The 21,414-nt window shown below is 50.4% G+C and carries 20 protein-coding genes and 1 pseudogene; 11 read left to right on the forward strand and 10 right to left on the reverse strand.

Features of this window, described 5'->3' with window-relative positions; genetic code table 11:
* The first annotated feature begins 308 nt into the window (after positions 1–308).
* Positions 309–623: a hypothetical protein gene (locus DXA05_RS11115; protein WP_007571936.1), complete on the forward strand. Its 315-nt coding sequence runs from the start codon at positions 309–311 to the stop codon at positions 621–623.
* Between the two features lie 59 nt (positions 624–682).
* On the opposite strand, the gene DXA05_RS11120 is transcribed toward DXA05_RS11115, so the two are convergent.
* Together DXA05_RS11120 and DXA05_RS11125 are read right to left on the reverse strand one after the other, a co-directional pair.
* Complete coding sequence (locus tag DXA05_RS11120) at positions 683–1,075, reverse strand: hypothetical protein (RefSeq protein WP_007571940.1); 393 nt, start codon at positions 1,073–1,075, stop codon at positions 683–685.
* 97 nt (positions 1,076–1,172) lie between these two features.
* Positions 1,173–1,454 (reverse strand): HU family DNA-binding protein, encoded by a 282-nt coding sequence (locus tag DXA05_RS11125; RefSeq protein WP_044301949.1) that lies wholly within the window; start codon positions 1,452–1,454, stop codon positions 1,173–1,175.
* A gap of 217 nt (positions 1,455–1,671) precedes the next feature.
* On the opposite strand from DXA05_RS11125, the gene DXA05_RS11130 reads away from it, so the two are divergent.
* Together DXA05_RS11130 and DXA05_RS11135 are read left to right on the forward strand one after the other, a co-directional pair.
* Positions 1,672–3,051: an MATE family efflux transporter gene (locus DXA05_RS11130; protein WP_044301948.1), complete on the forward strand. Its 1,380-nt coding sequence runs from the start codon at positions 1,672–1,674 to the stop codon at positions 3,049–3,051.
* Between the two features lie 195 nt (positions 3,052–3,246).
* Entirely contained in the window at positions 3,247–3,483 is a 237-nt protein-coding gene (locus tag DXA05_RS11135) for a winged helix-turn-helix domain-containing protein (protein WP_007571944.1), read from the forward strand.
* Between the two features lie 100 nt (positions 3,484–3,583).
* On the opposite strand, the gene DXA05_RS11140 is transcribed toward DXA05_RS11135, so the two are convergent.
* Together DXA05_RS11140 and DXA05_RS11145 are read right to left on the reverse strand one after the other, a co-directional pair.
* Positions 3,584–3,916 carry an SMR family transporter gene (locus DXA05_RS11140; RefSeq protein ID WP_008654963.1) on the reverse strand — a complete coding sequence of 111 codons (333 nt, stop codon included), beginning with the start codon at positions 3,914–3,916 and terminating at the stop codon, positions 3,584–3,586.
* Positions 3,917–4,250: 334 nt separating this feature from the next.
* Entirely contained in the window at positions 4,251–4,898 is a 648-nt protein-coding gene (locus DXA05_RS11145; RefSeq protein ID WP_044301947.1) for a recombinase family protein, read from the reverse strand.
* A 235-nt stretch (positions 4,899–5,133) separates the two neighbouring features.
* On the opposite strand from DXA05_RS11145, the gene DXA05_RS11150 reads away from it, so the two are divergent.
* The 8 genes and pseudogenes from DXA05_RS11150 to DXA05_RS11185 all read left to right on the forward strand — a co-directional run bounded on the left by DXA05_RS11150 (position 5,134) and on the right by DXA05_RS11185 (position 12,935).
* A complete protein-coding gene (locus DXA05_RS11150) occupies positions 5,134–6,183 on the forward strand; it encodes a hypothetical protein (protein WP_044301945.1) in 1,050 nt (349 codons plus the stop codon).
* Between the two features lie 26 nt (positions 6,184–6,209).
* Entirely contained in the window at positions 6,210–6,662 is a 453-nt protein-coding gene (locus tag DXA05_RS11155; protein WP_007571948.1) for a hypothetical protein, read from the forward strand.
* A 10-nt stretch (positions 6,663–6,672) separates the two neighbouring features.
* The gene (locus DXA05_RS11160) at positions 6,673–7,071 is read left to right on the forward strand and encodes a hypothetical protein (RefSeq protein WP_171059043.1); all 399 of its coding nucleotides are present in this window, start codon (positions 6,673–6,675) and stop codon (positions 7,069–7,071) included.
* A complete protein-coding gene (locus DXA05_RS11165) occupies positions 7,068–7,658 on the forward strand; it encodes a hypothetical protein (RefSeq protein WP_007571950.1) in 591 nt (196 codons plus the stop codon). Before DXA05_RS11160 ends, DXA05_RS11165 begins: the two co-directional genes overlap by 4 nt.
* Complete coding sequence (locus DXA05_RS11170; protein WP_008654966.1) at positions 7,648–8,490, forward strand: hypothetical protein; 843 nt, start codon at positions 7,648–7,650, stop codon at positions 8,488–8,490. Before DXA05_RS11165 ends, DXA05_RS11170 begins: the two co-directional genes overlap by 11 nt.
* A gap of 221 nt (positions 8,491–8,711) precedes the next feature.
* The gene (gene mobV / locus DXA05_RS11175) at positions 8,712–10,169 is read left to right on the forward strand and encodes a MobV family relaxase (RefSeq protein WP_007571955.1); all 1,458 of its coding nucleotides are present in this window, start codon (positions 8,712–8,714) and stop codon (positions 10,167–10,169) included.
* Between the two features lie 52 nt (positions 10,170–10,221).
* Positions 10,222–11,627, forward strand: a pseudogene (locus DXA05_RS11180) (OmpA family protein).
* 177 nt (positions 11,628–11,804) lie between these two features.
* On the forward strand, positions 11,805–12,935 hold the full coding sequence (locus DXA05_RS11185) for an acyltransferase (RefSeq protein WP_044301941.1): 1,131 nt from the start codon (positions 11,805–11,807) through the stop codon (positions 12,933–12,935).
* A 389-nt stretch (positions 12,936–13,324) separates the two neighbouring features.
* Here DXA05_RS11185 and DXA05_RS11195 read toward each other — a convergent pair whose 3' ends face one another.
* The 6 genes from DXA05_RS11195 to DXA05_RS11220 all read right to left on the reverse strand — a co-directional run bounded on the left by DXA05_RS11195 (position 13,325) and on the right by DXA05_RS11220 (position 21,369).
* Positions 13,325–15,076, reverse strand: a complete 1,752-nt coding sequence (locus DXA05_RS11195; RefSeq protein WP_234128301.1) for a DUF4906 domain-containing protein — start codon at positions 15,074–15,076, stop codon at positions 13,325–13,327.
* 628 nt (positions 15,077–15,704) lie between these two features.
* Positions 15,705–16,847, reverse strand: a complete 1,143-nt coding sequence (locus DXA05_RS11200; protein WP_226790283.1) for a fimbrillin family protein — start codon at positions 16,845–16,847, stop codon at positions 15,705–15,707.
* A gap of 46 nt (positions 16,848–16,893) precedes the next feature.
* Positions 16,894–17,625, reverse strand: a complete 732-nt coding sequence (locus DXA05_RS11205; protein ID WP_284515528.1) for a fimbrillin family protein — start codon at positions 17,623–17,625, stop codon at positions 16,894–16,896.
* A gap of 381 nt (positions 17,626–18,006) precedes the next feature.
* Positions 18,007–19,035, reverse strand: a complete 1,029-nt coding sequence (locus DXA05_RS11210) for a fimbrillin family protein (RefSeq protein ID WP_044301937.1) — start codon at positions 19,033–19,035, stop codon at positions 18,007–18,009.
* Positions 19,036–19,093: 58 nt separating this feature from the next.
* Entirely contained in the window at positions 19,094–20,122 is a 1,029-nt protein-coding gene (locus DXA05_RS11215; protein WP_007571970.1) for a DUF5119 domain-containing protein, read from the reverse strand.
* Positions 20,119–21,369: a DUF3575 domain-containing protein gene (locus DXA05_RS11220; protein WP_044301936.1), complete on the reverse strand. Its 1,251-nt coding sequence runs from the start codon at positions 21,367–21,369 to the stop codon at positions 20,119–20,121. The genes DXA05_RS11215 and DXA05_RS11220 overlap by 4 nt, the downstream gene beginning before the upstream one ends.
* Positions 21,370–21,414: the final 45 nt, after the last annotated feature.

Below are 21,414 nucleotides of genomic sequence, written 5' to 3' on the forward strand. Positions count from 1 at the left end.
GTAATCCTTTTATAACATTTTAGCTTCCCCCGTTTTATCCTCCTTACAGCCGTTTCCCAACACTCCATGCCGAAAGCCCGCTTATTTTTTCTGCAAAGTTCGATTGCCGCTTGTCTGTCCTGTCAAGAACCGCTTACGCTTGCTGTCGAAAAATCTTCCTCCCCGACTTTGTTGGAGAGTGTATTTTTCGCAGCCTTCTTGCCTGGACCGACCGTCAATCCTATAGGCAGAAAAATAATCAACCTTTCGGTACAGGATTGTACCAAAGGGAAAAACAAAAAATAGTTCAAACTTAAAATTTAGAGCGTATGACATTTAAAGAATTTATGCAAGAGAACGGTTATGAGTTACAAACAACCTTTTGGGAAGACTTCTCAATAGCGGACAGATTTGGGTTGGCGGCTGTTTTGGACACTTTCAACCGGGCTTTCAGGGAGTGGAAAGGGGACTATAAGTTCTTGACGGAACTGACATTGGTACTTAACCATAAGATATGGCAATACTATGAAAACAGACCGGATATGGCGGTACTTTACAATACTCTTTGGGAACAAGCCGACCAATACGCCAAAGAGAATCTGAAAGGGAACGAGTTAAGCTATTACTGGGAGGTGACGGATTAAATATATAATACCCTCGCATGATATAAAGAAAAAGAGGCAGTTCTAAAAGCCTCTTTTCTTTATAGGTTAACTTCTAATTCTTTTCCACCAGATAAACAAAAATACGCATTCTGGAGCTGGTGTAAGTATTCTATGCGGTGTCCGCTTACCGTATATTCATTAGCATGAGTGGTAATGTAATATACAGTTTGATCATCCCAGTCTTGTGTAATCTCCATTTCATCATTGTCAAATGTATAATCGTCAAGCTGATTAAAACCGCATTGCAAAACCAATTTTTCAGTAAGTAATATTGGCTGAATGTCTCCATTTGTTTTATACGGAGGTTCTCCCCATTTATAAACAACGGATATATTCTCTTTTCTCAACTTAGGATCATAATCCAATGCACAAACCAAAGATGGTTTACCTTTATAAGCAACGTAATTGCCAACTCTCAATTCTTTAATCATAACAATTCTGTATTATCTTTTAGACTAAAAACTTAATCCCTCTTAAATCGCTAATAGATACAAATCTACAAAATAAAATGAAACTTTTACACGTCCTTTATTTTCCCTCTTTTACGGCACTCAGGAATACTTTTGCCGGTTTGAAGGCGGGGATGGAATGAGCTGGAATCACAATAGTTGTGTTCTTTGATATGTTACGGGCCACCTTCTCTGCCCTTTGCTTGATAATGAAGCTACCGAAACCCCGCAGGAACACTTCGTTCCCGGCAATCATCGCATCTTTTACATTCTCCATGAATGCCTCGACCACGGTCATTACGACCTCTTTCTCTATTCCGGTCTGCTGTGCAATCCGGCTAACAATTTCTGCTTTTGTCATATATAAGAATTAAATAGCAATGTACAAAAATGCAACTTTTTTTGGATAAGTCAAATCTTTGGCCCACCTTTGCGGCGAAATAACGCAAAGGACATTTTATAATCCTCATCGGAGGGCTATGGAAGCCGGATAAGATGACTGGGTAAAACCATCGTCTTATCCGGCTTCCGTCGTTTTCTGCCGGAAGTAAACCATATAATATAAAATACAAAGACGTATGAAAGAAAAAGTGATTGATTTTGGGAATGAGAGAGTTTCCGTTCTGTTTAAGAAACTGTTTTTCCCCACTCTGTTGGGAATGTTGAGTATGTCGGCGGTAACGACTATCGACGGGATTTTCGTGGGACACGGCGTGGGCAGCGACGGGATTGCAGCTGTAAATATCTGCGTCCCTCTACTGATGTCACTCATGGGTGTTGGACTGATGATGGGGGCAGGTTGTTCCGTAATCGCTTCCATTTACTTGTCGAAAGGAAAAACCGTTTTGGCACGTGCGACCATCACCCAAGCCATGCTTTTCGTGACGCTCATATCCGTAACCGTCGGAGGATTCATTCTGGCGTTTCCCGAAGAAACCGCCCGTATGCTTGGCTCGTCGGAGCATTTGCTGCCGCTGGTTGTCGATTATCTGGTCTGGTTTTCCCCGTCTCTGCTGTTCGAGTTGTGGATTGCCGTCGCCTTGTTTGCCATGCGCCTGGACGGCGCTCCGAAACTCGCCATGTGGTGCAGCATCATAGCCGCAGCGGTGAATGTCGTTCTCGACTGGCTGTTCATCTTCCCGCTGGGCTGGGGAGTGATGGGGGCGGCATTTGCTACCTCCCTGAGTTGTTTGGCCGGGGCAACGGTGACGATGGGTTACTTGTTGTTCTATGCCCGTGACACTCGTTTGCATTCTCTCCGTCCGGGTAGAAAAAGGATTTTATTCTTCTTCCATGATATAGGAATGCAGTGCAAGATAGGCTCATCCGCCTTGTTAGGCGAATTGACAATGGCGATATTGCTGTTCATCGGCAACCAGGTATTCATGCGCCATTTGGGAGATGACGGAGTAGGTGCTTTCGGAGTAAGCTGTTATTATCTCCCGTTCGTCTTCATGATAGGTAACGCCATTGCCCAATCTGCCCAGCCTATTATCAGTTACAATTTCGGCACAGGAAGCACGGAAAGAGTTCGTTCCGCCTTACGCGTTTCCGTGTTTGCGGCATTAGTTTGCGGAGTCATTTCTACTGCCGCCTTTATCCTGTTTCCTGAATTGCTTGTCGGACTATTCTTGCGCATTGACAATACTGCCGCACGCATAGCGATAGAAGGATTCCCTTATTATGGCACGGGATTCATCTTCTTTATTTTGAATCTCTCCATTATTGGATATTATCAGAGCATGGAACGGATAAAGCCGGCCATAACATTTGCAGTCTTACGTGGATTTGTTTTTCTGGTTCCGTGCTTCATGGTATTACCTGCCATAATGGGAGTAAAAGGAATTTGGCTCGCCTTACCGTTGTCTGAAATTCTGACGACTTTAGTGATTGTCGTTACATTTTGGATATATTCCCGGCAACGTGCCATAATTTGCAGGCAATTTTTTCGGATTTAGGTTCCATGTAAAATGCCGCTGTTAAAAAAGTTTAAAGATTGGTAGCGGCATTCTGAGCAGTTATCTGGAATAAAAATTCCGCCAAATGCATGATGTATTAATAAACATTAATGGAACATAAACGATAATTCGTTATCAAAACTGTACATTTGTATAACATATTATATACATATAACAATAAATATATTATAATTTATGGATAAATACATCATTGGCGAGAACGCTGGTAAAGTTTGGCGTTTATTGAATAGTGACCATCTCCGTAAATGGGAATTTTCAGAGATAAAGAAAATTACAGGGATGGATGATGCCGAGTTGGGTAGTGCTATTGGCTGGTTGGCCCGTGAAGATAAGGTACAATTCGAACTTGAACATCATAACAGTAAGGACGAAAAGGCATACTTGTATCTTATGTTGAATGTATATATTTGACTCCTTCCTATAATGCTGAAAAAAGAAAGAAACCATGCTGATGAAAAACATGATTTCTTTCTTTTCGTTTGGTATAGAACACAATGACGGGACACTTCCATCAATGAGAGACCGAGTTGGAGAAGACATTGATGACGACCACTCCGGCAATAATCAGGACCAGCCCGATGATGGCAGCCAGGTCGAGGTGCTGTTTGAAAACGAAAAAGCCGATAAGCGCGATAAGAATGATACCCACTCCCGACCAAATGGCGTAAGCTATGCCTACCGGAATGCTCTTCAGTACGACACTCAAGCAATAGAAAGCCGCCGCGTACCCCAGAACGGTCAATACGGACGGAACGAGTTTGGTAAACTGTTCGCTCTGTTTCAAGAAAGAAGTGGCTACAGTTTCAAAAACGATAGCCAAAAACAAGATAAGGTAAGTTTTCATTTATCTACATTCATCTTTTGATTTATACGAATCATATTCCGACTCCTGGCACGAAAGAACCGGCGAGACAATGCCGTCGTTGTCTCATACGTGTTACTGGTCGCGCCGGTAGTCGCTCTTGCTAAAACCGCCGAACACCGCTTTCAGAAGTTTACCCACTACCCAGAACACAACGATTATCAATATTACTTCCATACTACGTTTTTATTTAATCTGTATTAATAAATTAAACATCTGCTGTTTGTTACCAAGAGTGCGAATCCGTTTCACCTCGTTTTCCGACAGTTAAACCGTTTATAAGCGGTAGTTGCCGCCACCCTTTTCGTTTTACGGGTTATTCTTCCGCCGGACTGTCGTCCTTTTTCTTTTTCCGGGTTCCCAAGGGGCCGCTGAATTTCCCCCTGTTGAGTTTTACCCCATGCCTGTGGAGCACGCTGAACACCGAACTTCGGCTGCTGTACCCGCTTACCGCCATGATGTCCTCAAACGAATGGCCGTTGACATACATGTCAACGATAGTATTTTCCTTGTCGGCCTTGTCCATAGCCTTCATCGTTTTCTTCGGAATCTTCGCTTTCTGTTGCAGGTTCAAGACACGTGCGGACGAATATCGCAGTATCGCCACCTCTTCGGGAAGCGCCCCGAACATCTCCAGCACATCGGCAACCGTCGTTTCGGGAAACAGTTTACCCCGTGAGTCGATCCGGTCATGGATGGATATGATGCGTACCACCTTGATACGGCACAACTCAATGAAGGCCGACAGTTCGCGCGACCCTCGGAGGGCATTGCTGAATTTGGCCACCACTACCTCGTCGCCCCTTTCGAGGCCCGCCACAAGCTGTTTCCATTTAGGCCGTAGCGCCTCGCTTTCGACCGGTTCCTCTATCACTTGTACACAGCCGTACTCCTGCATCCATTCTTTGTCAGCCTCGAACCCGTCGTAACGATCCGCCTTAAATATGTAACCTACTTTTGCCATCTAATTGTACACTTCTATGATAACAAGTACAAATATAACAGTTTTATTTTAAACTAAACCATACTTTGAGTGGAAAATCGAAGAAAGCACTTGGATTTTCCCGTTTTCTTCACTTGTTTTCATTGAAAATCAAACTATTAAGTACAATGTTAAAAATAGCTTATAAAACAAATTTCAACACTTGCCATCTTGAAAATAATACTTAGATTTGCGCTGTAAAATTCAAAATTGAACAATGAATAATAGAAAATCATACTTAAAAATCATACTTTCCATTGCTGGACTTTCTGCCGCTTCAATTGCCGTTTTCACATTCCCGTCATGCGACGGTCCGAACGGCAAATCACTGGCGGAACCCCAAGACACGCCTGCCGGTCTGTACAGAGAGTACCTCTCCGAGATACGCAAGTCCCAAGAACTTTCCTTTGAAGAGCTGACCGTATGTATCGGGGAATGGCAAACCTTGAAAGATTCCGTGGCTGCAGCCATTCGGCGGGACACGGCCCGTCAGACCCATTCCGGCACACGGGAAGAATGTCGTCTGTTACACGATTCCATTTGCTCGGAACTTTCCCGGTTGACCCTGTCGAAACCGCGCACCTACAAGGAAGTGTTGAGCCTGAAAGAGCGGTTCTCTCCCTATGCCGGAGACGTGGAACTGCACCGTTCCGCCGAGGAGATCCGTCCGTTTTTCGCAGCACTGGATAAACGGCCTGCCTACCGTGGCAACAAGGAGCAAACGCTGTCGGCATATCGTAAGTTGCTTGCCGGAACCCTGAACGACGGCATACACGACAGTCGTGACCTCAAGAGATTCATCGAGAAAGAAGACGCCGTTTTTCGCGCTTTTCTGTCCGGTCTGCACGATTCCGGCAGTGCAAACATGGCCGACATTACCTGCGACACGGAGAAGTGCTGTTCCGAGGTGTTTCTCGCCGCCGGACGCAAAGAGATTACCTACAAGGAGGCCCTGATATACATGGCCCTGCGTGCCGACCGCCGACTGATACAGAACGTGCGTACCTGTCTCGACGACATACATCGGGGCGAAGTCGCAACACCCGAACAGGCACACGCCTACATTTGGATGATACTCCAGCCCTACGCTTCCTTGGACGGCCTCTGTATGACGCTTCTCTCTCCGGAGGATAAGAAAGCCCTCGACCGGATTGCGACCGAGACACCCGGCGCTTTCGAGACACTGCGTAAAATCCTGCCGTCGGAAAGAAACCGGTTGGACGAGCTGCCCGGTATGCTCATGGAGATATTCATCGCCTCTTTGTAAAAGCCTGTTCACAAAATAAACGATATATGATTATGTTACGACACTTTTTGGATGACTTTATGTCGTTCGTACCCCTGCAAATGCCGCAGCTTCTCAATGTGGCGACAATGGAGGAACCGCAGTTTTACGGCGACTACGTTCTGCTCACGTTCCCGTTGCGGGACCCCTATGATTTGGAGGAGGTCATGGACATATTCGAGGACGACATGGAGCTGATCACGCTCTACCACCATGTGCCGGTCGGATTGGAAAAATCCGGTCATAGCACCTGTGCCTACTCCAATCCCGCTTTCGGACAAATGTTCAAGATGAACGCCCGGACAGACGCAGACGGTAAGGTAAACCGCGTCATCGCGACCGTTTACGATTCGTTGGAACTGATGTACGGCGACCTGTCTCTCGACTTGAAACTCCACACCGGAAACGGCAGCTTCAAGTACAAGAAGGAGCTGGAAGACGTGCTGTTGGATTTCATGTAAAACAGTTCCTATGCGAAACACGATATATCGCCAGATGATTTTCTGCATCGACACATACCGCACATGGATAGAGGTGGCCGATGACAACCTCTACAAGGAGCACGTCATTCCGAGGAACAACCGGACCGATTTCCTGGTTTCCCGCACGCTGGTACTGCGTGCTTGCAAACCGCATGGCACATACGACCGGGGCATGACGTGGACGATTCCGGAGCATGATCTGGACGCGGCACTGGCTACATACCGCAAGCAGAACGGCATATTCAAGTCCCGGATGAAGAAAGGCGCATCGTCCCTGACAGCTGAAGACACCGAGAACATTATCCGCTTGGCCACCCACGGGATTGTCCGCTTGGAACTCGTGGTACGGCCCGTTCACATACCTTCAAAACCCTATTACCTGTTATGACTTGGATTATATTACAGTTTGTGTTTCTTGCAATGCCTGTCGTCCTTCCGGCACTGTTGTACAGGAGCAGACGTTACTTCATGGCAAAATTCTACGATAAAATGATATGGAGCGAAAAGGCCCGCAGGTTGTACACCCATGTGCTGCTTATCGTATTGCTCCTCTTCCATTATGTCTATACGAGCGGACACCCCGGCGAGTTCGGTGTTGTGCCATCCACCATTGTGTGTGCCGCATGGGCCTCTTTCCGGCGGGCGGACCGATGGATGCGCTGTTTGCTCGACCGGCCGAAACGTTTCGTCTGGTTTGCGCTCTTGGCATTGGTCATCGGCTTCGTGCCGCATCTGTACACGATGTCCGTAACCATCGCCTTTATTCTTTTGGCTGCCCTGTTCTACCCGTCGGCAAGGGTCATGTCCGAAAGGACAGACATGCGCAAATTCCTCGAATGGCTGGAATATCCCGGAGCATTAGCCGACAGTTATCATAGTATCATCACGCAAGACTGCCATGATAATGCGGATAATGGCAGTCCATACAATCCGCACGATATGAATCATCAAAAACAGAACGAAAATGAGAAATAGAAATGAAGCACCCGCCACCATACTGGCCAACACGGAAGTGTTCGACTATCTGAAAGAAAAAGTCGGCGAGCGGAAAACAAGAACAGAAGCCTACTGCGACCTGTTGGATAAATCGCTGGCAGGTTTCGTCTCCCCGTTTTTAAGGAAACAAGACTACGACCTCGGTCCCTGCCAGTGCCATGTGACCGTTTCCGACCTTGCATCCGAGTGGCATTGGCACCGCGCCACCGTCCGCTCGTTTCTGGACACGCTCGAAGCATTCGGGCAGTTGGAACGTATCCGGCTGGCGAAAAGCGTCATCATTACCATGCACCTGCGAATCGGCACGCCTGACATGCCGGACAGTGGGCAGAAAGAAACGGACTTTGCCACAAGAATACAAGGAATATTGTACGATTGGGTGATTGGCAAAGCAACTTCTTTCGATGTCGGCAAATCATGCGGACAAATCATGCGTCAGACCTTGGCGGAGATAACCGGACAGGACAGCCGGGCCTATCCGGACAACCATTCCGGCACGACATCCGTGCATACCCTCCGATCAGAAGAACAATTGCGTGAGACCGTTTTGGAGTGTATCGCCCATGCCGCCCTATGGCGGGTTCTGCGCAAGTCGAGATTCGACGACGGCTCACCGCTCGTGCAGTTCTTCCGGTCCGATCTCGGTGGGGAATGGGCGGCGTTCATCGAAGCCTCGAAAGAGCTTGCAGAGCTTGTTATCGACGGAAAGCCGGATGGAACGGATTTCGGTATGGACGAAGAGACGGAACGCCTCGAATCGCTTCGTAAACCCTTTCTATCGCTTTTAGCGAAGGCGCAGGAAGAAAGTTGAACAGGGATTCGCAGACAAAGATTGTATAACCACGGGTAATTTGCCCCGGTTCCGGTCCAAATATCCTTCCAGTTATAGCAGGCATCCGGGCTTGCCCGTCTGCCACTGAACAAAGGGAAGGGGGAGCCTAATACCCCGACCGACATTCGTCGGTGGGAAGGGTGTCCGTACAAGCAGCAAGCTGGGACACGGGGGATTGTCCGAAATAACACGGAAGCAGTATGGCAAATGCAAAACAGGTTCTTGACGTTCAAGTGTCGAAAGGAATCACCGCCGCCCAAGGCAACGAACATCTGCGCAATCGCAGCAAAGAGGCAGAGAAGTACGCCATGAGTAAGGGCAACTACGATCCCACTCGCAAACATCTGAACTTCGAGATTGCGTCCGGAGGCAAGATACGCCCTATTGACACGAGCCGTAATATCCCGGAACGGATGGCGGACATATTGGGCCGTCGCGGAATAAAGGACCCCAACGAGGGACTGATCGAACCGAAATACCGCACGGTGGTAAACATCATCTTTGGAGGTTCGCGGGAGCGGATGCACGAACTCGCATTCGGTACGCAGAAGGTGGATTTTGAAAAAGGTGCGGACAATACCAGCATCAAAAGGAAGAGCGACATCGAACGTTGGGCAAAGGATGTCTATTCATTCGTTTGTGGCAGATACGGAGAGCAGAATGTTGCCGCCTTCATTGTACACCTCGACGAGTTGAATCCGCACGTGCATTGCACGCTTCTGCCAATCAAAGACGGGAAGTTTGCGTACAAGGAGATATTCGCCGGAAAGGACAAGTTCGAATATAGTGCGAGAATGAAACAGCTCCATACGGACTTTTTCGCCGAGGTCAACACGAAATGGGGAATGGCGAGAGGCCGGAGCGTCGCCGAGACCGGCGCACGGCACAGGACGACGGAAGAATACCGCCGTATGCTCTCGGAAGAGTGTACAACTATCGAGGAGAATATTGACCGCCACCAAAAAGTGCTTTCCGATCTTCATTCGGATATACGGCTGGCAGAGCGCAGGGTAAAGGGTCTCACTTCAATGGTGGAAAACCTGCGACGAGAGAAATCCGAAAAGGAGGCCCAACTGGCAGCACTCGAAAATGACATGAACTCCCGAAAAGACGATGCCTTGGCCATATCCGCCGAGAAAGAGAAACTCGAAAAAGAACTGGTCGCTATCCAAGGGAAACTGGCAGACAAACAGGAGAAGTTACAGACTGCCGACCGACAGCTTTCCGACCTCAAAGAGAATATGGATGCCATTCAGGAACGCACGGAACAGCTTAAGGAAGAAGCCTACGAATACACCCGTGATGTACATTCCAAAGTGGACAGCCTGCTCAAGGATGCCATGCTGGAAAACATGGTCGATGAGTGGCGGGAACTGTCGGCACGTATGAAGCCCTCCGAACGGCAACTGTTCGATGGCACCCTCGTGCGCTCCGTGGCAGAACAAGGCACGGAAGTCATGCACTGCGCCACACTGTTGTTCCTCGGCATGGTCGATGATGCCACTACATTTGCCGAAACACGTGGCGGAGGTGGTGGCGGCAGTGACCTCAAATGGGGACGCGATGACGACGAGGACAACCGGGCATGGGCGCTCCGCTGCATGAGAATGGCGAGCCGCATGATGCGTCCGGCCATCGGCAAAAAGCCCAAACGATAAATGGCAAAGATTGCCTGAAAACTGAATAGATTACAATTAAAAAATTGGAATTATGACAAAGAATATCATCTTTATCTTTGCGGCGTTCTGTACGCTGCAAGCCCGTGCGGATGTACAACCCACGGAGAAGGATACTGTACGCTGCATGTTCCGTTACGATGACACTGAACTGCTGCAGCCGTTACAGCCCTCATATCTTGACGGAGTGGTCGTCCCGGCACGGGGAAACGGCAACTGGTTCGTCAGTATCGCCGGAGGCACGACGGCCTTTCTCGGCACCCCGCTTGGCTGCGAAGACCTGTTCGGGAGGTTGAAACCCTCGTATAGCCTTGCCATTGGCAAGTGGTTCACCCCGTGGGTAGGCGCACGCATAAATTATAGCGGCTTGCAGTTCAAGGACGGTACGCTGGCCGTGCAGGAATACCACCACCTCCATGCGGATCTGCTATGGAATGTGCTCGGCGGCAGTTATTCCCGTCAGGAACAGGTACGCTGGCATCTGGCTCCCTTTGCCGGTATCGGGCTGCTGCATCATGCGACCAACGGGCATAACCCGTTTGCAGTCTCTTATGGTATACAGGGGCAGTACCGGATTTCCAAAAGGGTAAGCGCCCTCGTGGAACTCTCCGGCGCAACCACTTTCCAAGATTTCGACGGGTATGGTAAGGAGAACCGTTTTGGTGACCACATGTTATCGCTTACCGCCGGATTTTCTTTTCATATCGGCAGGGTCGGTTGGAAACGCGCCATAGACCCAAGTCCTTATATCCGCCGCGATCAGTGGCTTGTCGAGCGCGTAAATGCTTTGTCGGAAGAGAACCGTCTTTATGCAGGGCAGCATGACAGAGACCGACGGGCACTCGCTGAGCTGAAAAAGATTCTGGAAATCGAAGGATTGCTCGACAAGTACAGCCATCTTTTTGATGACGACGATGCATTCGACGGCAACCGTTATCCCAAAAACAATTACAGCGGTCTGAACTCGCTTCAAGCGAGACTTAAGAACCGGAAGTGGGACGGGAAATCTCCCTTGGATGGGAAGGGTACACAATCTGCCGACACAATTCCCCTTTGTGCGGGTCAAGACACACTCTGTATGCAATATTTGGCTCGTATGCAGAACGGAAAAGAGTGTATCGGCTCACCCGTGTATTTCTTCTTCCAACTCAATACGGCGCGTCTCACGGATACCTCCCAGACGCTTAATCTCGACGAGTTGGCAAGAGTAGCGAAGAAGTACGGGTTATCGGTAAGCGTCATTGGTGCAGCTGACAGTATGACCGGAACAGCATCCGTAAACAATGTCTTGAGTGCATCAAGAGCCGATTATATCGCTGAAGAATTAATCAAACGTGGGGTGTCGGGCGACAAGATAACCAAAACTCACCAAGCGGCATTTCCGATTATGCGCCCAATGAGGCCAACCGCCATACAAAGGTTGTGCTGCATCTCAAATAATACTTTTTGTTCATACGATATAAAAACATTTTTTTTCGTTTATGGAGAGCCTGTCTGTGAAGATCGGCTCTCTTTTTAAACGGAAATCTGACTGTTTGATATTTTCTAATCGGTAACGAACATCGTAATTATTTATTATATACTATCTTTGCATTCAGTCTTTTACCGGTATAATTCATGAACATGCAAAACTCTTATTTGACCTCGAAGCCGCACTACGAGATTCTGGACGGACTGCGCGGCGTGGCGGCTGCTATGGTAGTGGCCTTTCATCTGCTGGAAGCGCACTCCGGCGGCAACCATCTGAACCAGATTATCAATCATGGCTATCTGGCAGTAGATTTCTTCTTCATGCTTTCGGGCTTCGTCATCGGCTACGCATACGATGACCGTTGGAACCGGATGAGCACGGGAACCTTCTTCAAGCGTCGTCTTATCCGGCTACAGCCTATGGTGGTCATGGGGAGTATCGTGGGAGCCGCGCTCTTTTGGTTTCAGGATGCCCCCTGTTATCCGGCAATGGAGGGCGTGTCCGCCGGTGCGGTGCTGCTGGTCATGCTGCTGGGTTGTACGTTGCTGCCTCTGCCGCTGAAGTGGGACGTCCGGGGATGGATGGAAATGCACCCGCTGAACGGGCCGGCATGGTCGCTTTACTACGAATACATCGGCAACATATTGTACGCCTTGTTCATCCGCAAGTTCAGCAAGACGGCATTGACTGTCCTCGTGGCGATAGCGGCGTGCTTCACGGTACACCGCTGCCTTACCGCACCTGCCGGCGACATCGTGGGCGGATGGGCTTTGAACTGGGAACAGCAGTACGTGGGACTGGTCCGGCTGATGTACCCCTTCTTCGGCGGACTGCTCCTGTCCCGGCTTGGCTGGCTGATACGCACCCGCAAGAATGCTTTTGGGTGGTGCAGCCTGATGATAATCGCCGTGCTTTCCGCGCCCCGTATCGGTGGGGAGGACGGGTATTGGATGAACGGGCTTTACGAGGCTTTCTGCATCATCTGCATTTTCCCGGTTATCGTCTCGATGGGAGCGGGAGGCAGGATAACGGGCAAACGCTCCGCTGCCGTATGCAAGTTTCTGGGCGACATATCCTATCCCGTCTATATCACCCACTATCCGCTGGTCTATATTTATACGGCATGGGCGTTCAACCGTCAGGCGACACTTGCCGAAGGCCTTCCTTACATGCTGCTCACGTTCGTCGGGGCGTTCGCGCTTGCCTATGCCTGCCTGAAGTGCTATGATCTCCCGGTGCGCAAATGGCTCACGGAACGTTTCTTGAAGAAGAAATAAAAAGCGGTAAAGAAATCCTATATTTATTATCGTATTTCTGTCGGATGACAGATAAAGTTCCGACGCCGAAGGTGTTTTGCGGACGACACAATCAGATAACGCGAACCCAAATGTCTATTACTGTTTCGCTGATAGAAGAAAAGCCCCTTGATGCCTTTGCCATAGGTTTGAGGGGCTTTTGGGGAGGCTACAAACCTCTTTTTGTTGAATAGGTTCTTTTGATATTGTCACACCTTTTTCTATCCCGACCGACGTATAAAACGTGCGTGTGCATGTCGGTTGTACAGGCCAAAGACATACCGGGAGAATAAAAACAGCACTGCCCGCCTGTAGAGGGGTTTCCTACAGACGGGCAGTGAGTAAGACACGGAATTAAAGTTTGGCGGTTGTCACTGGATAGTTACGCCACTGGGCGGTACGTAGGCTGCACGGATGCGGAGAGGTCTATTGATGCGGGGTGCTTTACCGGTAGTGCCGTTATCATTCGTGTATATATCGTCCCAATCACTTTCTGCATAACCACCGTCTGGCAGGGCCTTGGTGGCACGGGCATAGCTGGTGCTCTCTGGATAGATATACGCAGGCCATATTCCTGTTCTATCTTTTGCTGCCGCCGATGACCAGTAGAAATTGTTCTGGAACTCCGTGTATGTATTGTAATAAGAGGTAAGAATACTTTCCAGTTGGGAGATACCGGGCAGGAACCAACCGGAAGAATTGCTCATGCCCTGTACGGCTCCATTGGCATTGCGCTTGTTCTTGTTATAGCAATATTCCGCCGCTGAGCGGGGTTTTTCGTTCAGGTTCATTTCTGATTGTCCAGCTTGGGTAATAATGCGCCGGGTAGCTGCCGCCCCATGTTTGTTTCCTTCCGTCCATTCGTTATTTAGCGGACCTCCGATGTATTCACCATTACAACCCCATTCCAAACCGTCATAGATATAATCCCCTTCAAACTCGTTCAGGGGGTCGTAATGGGATATATATTCCTCATAGGCTTCCACGTAGATAGTGCCTTGAAGTCTGCCTTCATAATACCACTGTACCGGCAACAGACCGTGCTGTACGATTTCAATGGTACGGGTACGTGGCGTCTGCGTGTTGTTGTCGGTGTACGAGATGTTGACGGTGGCGGTGCGGTCTTTCGTGCTTAGGTTTTCGTCCAAGTAGAAATAGATGCGGTCACGGCTCCTGCTGATGGTGTATTCGGTGTTTTGGGCAAGGGTGTTGGTCACCAAGTCCGTGGTGAAGTATTTGCGTTTGCCGTTTCCCGCAGTCCATTTCTGTCCGGTCGCCAAATGGGTATCTGTACTCATGTCGGCAGAGAGTGTTCCATTCTCCATATTTTCGGCTGGCACACGTTCCATGCGTATCCAAGTGTGACTTTCCGGGTCGGCTATGCTGACTTTCATCTTTGGATTCTCATCTTCCTCGAAGAGGTACACGTCCAAAGGTGTGATACAGAAGTGGGCGTCGTGGTCACGCTCGCGCAGCATGGACAGGTAGAACGGGTTGTTCTGCTCGGTGATGTTGACGCGGGCATCGAAGGTGATGTGGTCCGGGTTGTTGCCCACATGGGTCAGTCCGCTGATGACGATGTTGTTGGCGTAGTGCCTGTTGCGTATCACCTTGAAGTCATTCACCGGGTTGCCTCCGAGATAGAAGGTATATTCGGCCTCGATGGTGGTGTTATCCTGATTTGCGGGCAGGGAGGGGTCGCCGTTATAGGTAGTGTAGTAGGCTCTCATCTTGAAATAGGTAGCCTTGCTGTTTTCGCCTACAAGTCTCGGCTTCCACCGCTGCTTGTCAACATCGTCCTCTACTCCAGCCGGATACTGATAGTTTTCCGGATCTTCGTCCGGTTCAATCATGTTCTCGAACATGTAGAAGGTCAGGGAGGCGGCCCCGCCGTGGTTGTAAACGACGGCATCGCTCTGTATGTTTTCTACATTGCGGTATGGCTCATCGGTAGTCAGGCTGGTCTGGCCATCGGCAGGCTCGGTCAGGGGTACGGCGGTAGGCATGTTGTACACGCCCCATTCCGCAATGGAAAGGCGGGGCAGTTGTCCGCTCTCGTCCGAGTGGTCGGAATCGATACTGATGTTGATGTCGATGCGGGCCATCAGTGCTTTGAGCTGCATCGTGAGGCTTCCCTTCTCGGTGAGGTTCACGGTCGCGCTCTTGCCCGCCATCGGCATTCCCGTGCTGGGCAGGGTCGTGATGTCATCGCGGGTGTTAGGAGTATAATTGGCAGGATCGTACACGAACGCTTCGAGCAGCTCCTTGGGCTTTTTCCCGTCTTTGCTATATTGGGGGAAATTATCGGGATAACCGTCGCCGTTGGCATCAGTTACCACCTCCGGAGTCACGTTGGCCAAAGCGTAGATGGTAGTTTTTTTTGCGAATGCCGGATCTTTAAACACGTCCGTAGGAATGCTGACATTGGTCGTATTCGCCGACGGAGCCATATACGGCGAGAATACTTTCGTGTTGCTCGATTCCAGATAGTCGCCGTTTTCGTCGAAGAAGAACAGGTAGAGCTGGTTGATGCGCTTCTCCTTGTCGTCCTTGGCGATGGCCGAGCGGGTGACGACTTGCTGCGGCAGCATGTTCTGGCAGACGGCCTCGATGGTGAATCCGTCGCCGGGCGGAACGGTACCGCCGCCAAAGTCCTCCTCCGTGGTGCAGGCTGCCGGCAAGAGCATGGAGGCCACCGGCAGGAAATAATAAAGTATCTTTTTCATCTTTATGCTGTTTTCGGTTGTTGTTTTATTGGATAGAGACGTCGCTGTCGCCCCCGTCTTCCCAGAACTCGTTATCGGCGGCAATAAAGTTCAGCGCGAAGGTTTCGCCCACGAAGTTGAGCTGCGCCGTATAGCGGACACCCGCACGGGGCTGGAACTGTGTCGGACGTTCGGCTGTAGCGGTCTTATCCGCCCCTTTGTAGGTATATTCGACGGAAACCTCCACGTCCTTGCCGAAATAAGTGCCGTCCGTGGCGTTGCTCAACAGAAGCAGGTGCTTGTCGCCTATCGGGCTGACGGAACTGTTGGGAGCTACTGCAAGCCCTGTCTCGTTGTTATATATCTCGTATGTGCCGGGATAGGTGCCGCTGTAGGTGTAGAATCCCTCTTCGTTGGTATTCTTGCTGAAATCGATGGTAATCGAGCGGGTGAAGTGGCCCGACAAGGTAACACGCTTGACGGTAACAGTTTCCTTCTTTTCATCTCCGTAATTGTAGTTGTTCACGGCGAAGCCCAAGCCCGTCATGATGTGGCTGAAATTGAAGCCCACGTTCCCCGTGGTACGCAGGTGGTTATAGACGACGGAAACCATCGCGTCGGGTGTCTGCATGTCGTTCAACGTGGTAGTCGCTACATCGCCCGTCTCGCCTAACGGCATGGTGAACGTCAGTTTCGGCACGCCCCGTGTGGTGGCGCTGGCGGGACTTTCCACTGTAAAACCGTCCTTCGGGTAATAGGCGAAAAAGGTGTACCGATAGCTGTCGGGGGAGGTCGCCGCCGGATTTTCCGTCGTGTTGTACCATTTTCGCGGGCCGCCACTGTTATTATAGTCATAAGTGCAGGCCGAGCCGTTGTAGGTGACGGCTTGATTGAAGAACACGTCGGGGAAGGCGTTGCCGCTCTTGTTACCCCAGTTCGCGCTGCCCGATGCCCAGTCCTTTTCGGTGTTACTGCCACGCTGATAAGGCACGCAGTAGCCCAGTACGCCGAACGTGCCGCCGGTGGGGAATGCGTCGTGGAACGTGCTCCGGGTGAGTTTCTCCACGGTAATGGCCGGGGCGGCAAAGTGGATGGCGTCGGGACTGTCGGCTTCGGGCTGCGCCCATTCCTCCTGCTGGCAGGCGGAGCAGAGAAGCAGGAGAGCCGGAAGTATGTATCGTTGCTTCATTTGGATGTTCATTTTATCGTCAAGTTACAGATAGCTTATAATTGGGTTATTGGGTCACGTCGATGGTTACGTTCCCGCCTATGGCGTCGCTCCATGCGTTGACCGTGGGCGAGTCGAACACGATATAGCCTCCGCCGGTGAGGGTGAACGAGTAACGGTAATGGTTCGCCGCCTCCCACATGCTCACGGTGGTGGCAGGCAAGGTGTAGGAAGCGGTCTTTCCCCTCTCGGCATCGGTATCGTAGGTGACAGTCAGTTTCACCCCGTCCGTGAGCGATTGCGGAATGAGTAGCAGGTCGCCCGACACGTCCGCATTTCCGGCTGGGGTTACGGAAGTCTCTTTCTCCACGCTGACGGTTCCCTCTGCCGTGTTGCTCCACAGGGGTTCCTTGCCGCTGTCGTAATCTCCCTTGACATCCAGCCCCTCAAGGGAGATGGAATGTACCGTGGCGTTGCCACCCTCACTGCGTGCCGCAAAGGTGATGCGTGCCAGCAAATGTTGGAATTTGAGGGCTACCGGACCGGGAGGCTCTGTCTGGCCTGCCATGACGGAGATACCCGTCTTTTTCGCCGTCATCAGGTCGTGTCCTTTCGTGGCGTCGAAGCCCTTGACGGTAAATGTGCCGTCCGTGCAGGTGGCGGAGGACACGGCATCGCCCAGCGTTTCCACAGACGGATAAAGGGCGTAGAAGTCGTAGGTATTACCGGGGAGCCAGTATCTCGTGCCCTCGTAACCCCACATGCCGGAAACGTATGTCACTTTTTCGGCGTTAAACACGCTCGTGGCCGTACCGCCCGTTCCGTCGGTGTAGTTCCCCCATACGCTGAACGAGTTCCATCGGTCAACATTCCGTCCGCGTCGTCGATGGCGGCCCGTGTCACGGCGGGACCGGCAAAACGGATCGCCCCGCTGTTGCCGCTTGTTTCCATGTCCGGGCCCGTGCTTTCCGTACAGGCTCCCAGCAGGCAGGCGACAGCCGGTATGAACAAGGTTTTGAATAGGTTGTTATTCATAATCATACATTGTTTCTTTATATCCGGTTATTTCTGACGCTACCGGTAGCGTAAATAAGGAGCAACACTCCCGTTAGTGGCTATGAGGGGACATTCAACCCCTCATAGCCTGATGTGATGTCTTTTCGGCTATTGATGCAAGCGATTACTCTCCGGCGTTTTCCGGGGTTACATCACTATTTGATGCGTCAGCCCATTCATCTACATCAATAACTTTGAACTCAATTACCTGCTCCTTCAACTCCGGATCAATCGTGCTACCGTTGATTTCTACTGTATAGTTATATTTGAAACCTTCAGTCCATTGGTTCTGTACTGTGCCGCTAACATCGCCTTTATATGCCAATTTTCCTTTGAACTGATTTTCACTTAATTGTTTATTTGCTGCATCATAGAAAGTTGCGGTAAAGGTTACTTCCAGATTTTCGTTGCTTTGTGGAATGACAAAGCAGGTCGTAGTGTGGGTAGCGTCCTTAAAGTCTTCGGCAATATCCCCTAATGTTCCGAAATCATAGTCCTCTGTTGAAACACTTTGAGTAGTCCAATTGATATCTGGTTTCCCGCTTTCGGCATAAGTCGCTGTAACATTAGTTGTTTTTACTGCATTCACCTTGATGTCGGAGATTTTCATGGTGTAGTCATAAGCGTCCGTGTTCTTGAACGTGAACTTCACCTGCGACAACATATGGTAGAAAGATAAGTTTACTGGACCATTATTAGCTTCTTTTGCAGTCACCTCTTGGGGTATAGCCACAATCAAATCTTTCGTATTGTCTACCGAGTAATTTGGGAATGTCAACACTCGAGAGGTTGCATTAAACTCTGCATTCTCAATTTTATTACCACCATTGGAGTAAGCGCCAAAACGGTACTTCTTGCCATTTATCCAATAAGCAGTCTGTGTGGGATTCCAAACCGTCCCCTCCGCTCCTACAGTGCCTCCGTCTACCTGAACATTGGTATATACGGAAGTCCATGAATCATCATAGTTTCCGAATACGAAGAACTTCTGAAGATTCTGCTCCGTTGTTTCAGTCACACTACTTCTCGTTGAATGGTTCACGAAAGTTCCGAACTGGATCGCCCGGCTCTGCGGCATATCCACAACTTCTTCGTTCGTACAGCTTGCCAGTGCTGCTACAGCCACTCCAAGCACAAAAAAACTTTTCTTCATAAGATGTAAAAAATTAAATTAAAAATTTGGTTATTTAGTACCTGTTGTTTTATTCGTTTCAGTCAATGGGCAGCGGTATGTCCACCCATTCTCCCCAGCCGTCCACATCTACGTCAAAGCTGCCTCCGCCTTCCAGCCCCTCGTCGTTGGAAATCGACAGCCCGCTCACGACGATAACGCCACCCCGTGGTTGTCCTTTCACTTGGTCTGTGACATCGAACTCGAAGGTCTTGAACTTGCCGTTCACCATTCTCACCTCCAAGTTCAGGCTGTACCTTCGCCCGTCCGTACCGTTTCGTCCGTAATGTTCACCCGGATAGTCGGGTACGCCGAACGACTGTACCAGCGCTTCCGCTCCGTAATCTTCCAGCGTACAGTCGAACATTACCGTGGCTGCGGTTTCTCCGGTATGCCCATCGTTCAGATAGACCGTTTCGGCCATGCCTGCCAAGGCTCCGCGTGCCAAGGCCACGTATTGTTGTCCGCTTTCGAACTCGTAACGTATCATATAGGTGTAAACCAATGGACGCAAGGTAACCGGCAGCTCCGTCGGGGCAAGTGTTTTTTCTGCCGTGTATTCTTCCATGTATGCCCCGTAAAGCATGTCGGGCTGGTTCACGGTACGTTCCCCCGCGTGCAATTCATGGAAAGAACTCCGGGTCACGCCGCGTGTGGTGGCTGTGGCGGATTCCGAAGCGGCCACGCCATCGAACACGATATATTCCGTATCATTGTTGTAGAACAACAGTTCGTGCGTGCCTTCCGGCATGGCGATCCGTCCTCCTTCATCGGGCAGATTGCTCTCTATACGCTGTCCGTCGCTGGTATAGACTTGGACACGTATTCCGTCGGCCGGAGCAGGACACAAATCTTCATAGTCGTACTTCCAGTCCTCTTCCCACAATTTTTCCCAGTCATAGGCGTAAGTACGTTCCCATTCCTGTTCCCAGTCGGAAGAGAGATTCACCTTCACGGAAAGACCATGCTCGTCGTGGTCGTAACACAGGTCTTTCCGGCAGCTCGTGGAAAGGAATGTCAATCCTGCAAACGTAAGCCCCATGAGGGTATATCGTAGCGTTGCTTTCATCGTGCGCCTCCTTTCTTTTTATCGGTATCCCACAACCGCCACACAAGGGCAAACTTCAGTTTCAACGGACCGAAGTAATTCATTCGGTTTGTCTGCTGGTACACGTAGTGCCCGTCGATGGGAAGATATTCTTCGTACTTGCTGTGCATGTACCCCAGACCGATACCGGCTTCCAGCGAGAGCCGCCGTCCGATGGGGAACATGTAGCCGTAGCTGACACCCACCATTTCGGCCTCGCCCTGATAGCCCTCTTTGCCGTTTTCAAGGTCGTACCACGTGAAGCCGCCGAACACGCCGAGGTAGTGGCCGTGCCACGGGCTGCCTTGCTTCTGTCCGAACCACCAGCGTCCCTCCGGGCTGATTGTAGCTACTTGGTAACATTTGTGCTTGCCGTCATTATTCCACCATGCCATGTCGCCTTCGAGGTTCACCGTCCAACGGTCGGCGATACGGTACTCCACTTCGAGCGAAGGCATCAGTATCGCATCGTAGAGCAGGTTGGTCTTAACGGCCAACCGCTGTACTGTCGGTCTATGCGGTTGCACGGTCGCTTCCTTCCGCACCGTTGCCGGCTCGGAGGCCGGTTCCGCCACGCTATCGGGTTGCAGGGCCGGTTCCGGCTCTTTCACTTTCGTCTCTTTTTGGGAAATGACTTTTACGGGCGGTTCGGGTTTCCGGTAGCAGGCCACCGAGAGGCTGGAGCGCAGTTCGGGAAAGAAATTCTCCAGCATGTAGGTGTACGGCATACCGCCCCGCAGGTCCATGAGCTGTTTCTTGCGTCCGTCCACTACGCGACCTGCCTTGTCGAACACCCATACGGGCGTATGGTCAAGGATATGCAGCACCTCTTCCTTGTATAATATGTCCGAGGCGGCGACCATCTGGCGCAGCATGTCCCACGCAATACCTTCTCCATGTATGCAGATCAAACTGTCGGGGATTCCGGCGTGGCGCACGAGATAGGATTTCAGGGAGTCGGCCCTGCGCTCTGACAGCACCCCGTTGAGACGGTTCACACCTTCGGGCGATGCCCACGAGCGTATCACGACGCTTTCAAGGCGGTCCGCACCGTGTTCTTCACGCAGGGTGCGGATAAAACGCTCCAGTTCCGCGCGGTTGTCCCGGAAGAGCACGTCCACTTCCCTGTGGCCCTGCCGGTAATGGATACGGGCCGAGTCCAACTCTTGCGCATGAACATACCCGCCGCAGAATAAAAGAAATAATAACAGTATTCGTTTCATTGTCATAATTCTGTCTATGCCAATTTATTTATATCAGCTATTTATTCAATC

Source organism: Bacteroides sp. AM54-2NS, from assembly GCF_003602935.1.
GTDB classification, from domain to species: Bacteria; Bacteroidota; Bacteroidia; order Bacteroidales; family Bacteroidaceae; genus Bacteroides; species Bacteroides xylanisolvens.

What these genes read in the sequence shown, in the direction of transcription:
- DXA05_RS11125 (WP_044301949.1), bottom strand. Translation starts at nt 1,454, where the DNA reads ATGACAAAAGCAGAAATTGTTAGCCGGATTGCACAGCAGACCGGAATA.
- DXA05_RS11155 (WP_007571948.1), top strand. Translation starts at nt 6,210, where the DNA reads ATGATTATGTTACGACACTTTTTGGATGACTTTATGTCGTTCGTACCC.
- DXA05_RS11200 (WP_226790283.1), bottom strand. Translation starts at nt 16,847, where the DNA reads ATGAAGCAACGATACATACTTCCGGCTCTCCTGCTTCTCTGCTCCGCC.
- DXA05_RS11210 (WP_044301937.1), bottom strand. Translation starts at nt 19,035, where the DNA reads ATGAAGAAAAGTTTTTTTGTGCTTGGAGTGGCTGTAGCAGCACTGGCA.
- DXA05_RS11195 (WP_234128301.1), bottom strand. Translation starts at nt 15,076, where the DNA reads ATGCAGCTCAAAGCACTGATGGCCCGCATCGACATCAACATCAGTATC.
- DXA05_RS11140 (WP_008654963.1), bottom strand. Translation starts at nt 3,916, where the DNA reads ATGAAAACTTACCTTATCTTGTTTTTGGCTATCGTTTTTGAAACTGTA.
- DXA05_RS11165 (WP_007571950.1), top strand. Translation starts at nt 7,068, where the DNA reads ATGACTTGGATTATATTACAGTTTGTGTTTCTTGCAATGCCTGTCGTC.
- DXA05_RS11220 (WP_044301936.1), bottom strand. Translation starts at nt 21,369, where the DNA reads ATGACAATGAAACGAATACTGTTATTATTTCTTTTATTCTGCGGCGGG.
- DXA05_RS11145 (WP_044301947.1), bottom strand. Translation starts at nt 4,898, where the DNA reads ATGGCAAAAGTAGGTTACATATTTAAGGCGGATCGTTACGACGGGTTC.
- DXA05_RS11160 (WP_171059043.1), top strand. Translation starts at nt 6,673, where the DNA reads ATGCGAAACACGATATATCGCCAGATGATTTTCTGCATCGACACATAC.
- DXA05_RS11150 (WP_044301945.1), top strand. Translation starts at nt 5,134, where the DNA reads ATGAATAATAGAAAATCATACTTAAAAATCATACTTTCCATTGCTGGA.
- DXA05_RS11130 (WP_044301948.1), top strand. Translation starts at nt 1,672, where the DNA reads ATGAAAGAAAAAGTGATTGATTTTGGGAATGAGAGAGTTTCCGTTCTG.
- DXA05_RS11115 (WP_007571936.1), top strand. Translation starts at nt 309, where the DNA reads ATGACATTTAAAGAATTTATGCAAGAGAACGGTTATGAGTTACAAACA.
- DXA05_RS11120 (WP_007571940.1), bottom strand. Translation starts at nt 1,075, where the DNA reads ATGATTAAAGAATTGAGAGTTGGCAATTACGTTGCTTATAAAGGTAAA.
- DXA05_RS11215 (WP_007571970.1), bottom strand. Translation starts at nt 20,122, where the DNA reads ATGAAAGCAACGCTACGATATACCCTCATGGGGCTTACGTTTGCAGGA.
- DXA05_RS11170 (WP_008654966.1), top strand. Translation starts at nt 7,648, where the DNA reads ATGAGAAATAGAAATGAAGCACCCGCCACCATACTGGCCAACACGGAA.
- DXA05_RS11135 (WP_007571944.1), top strand. Translation starts at nt 3,247, where the DNA reads ATGGATAAATACATCATTGGCGAGAACGCTGGTAAAGTTTGGCGTTTA.
- mobV (WP_007571955.1), top strand. Translation starts at nt 8,712, where the DNA reads ATGGCAAATGCAAAACAGGTTCTTGACGTTCAAGTGTCGAAAGGAATC.
- DXA05_RS11185 (WP_044301941.1), top strand. Translation starts at nt 11,805, where the DNA reads ATGAACATGCAAAACTCTTATTTGACCTCGAAGCCGCACTACGAGATT.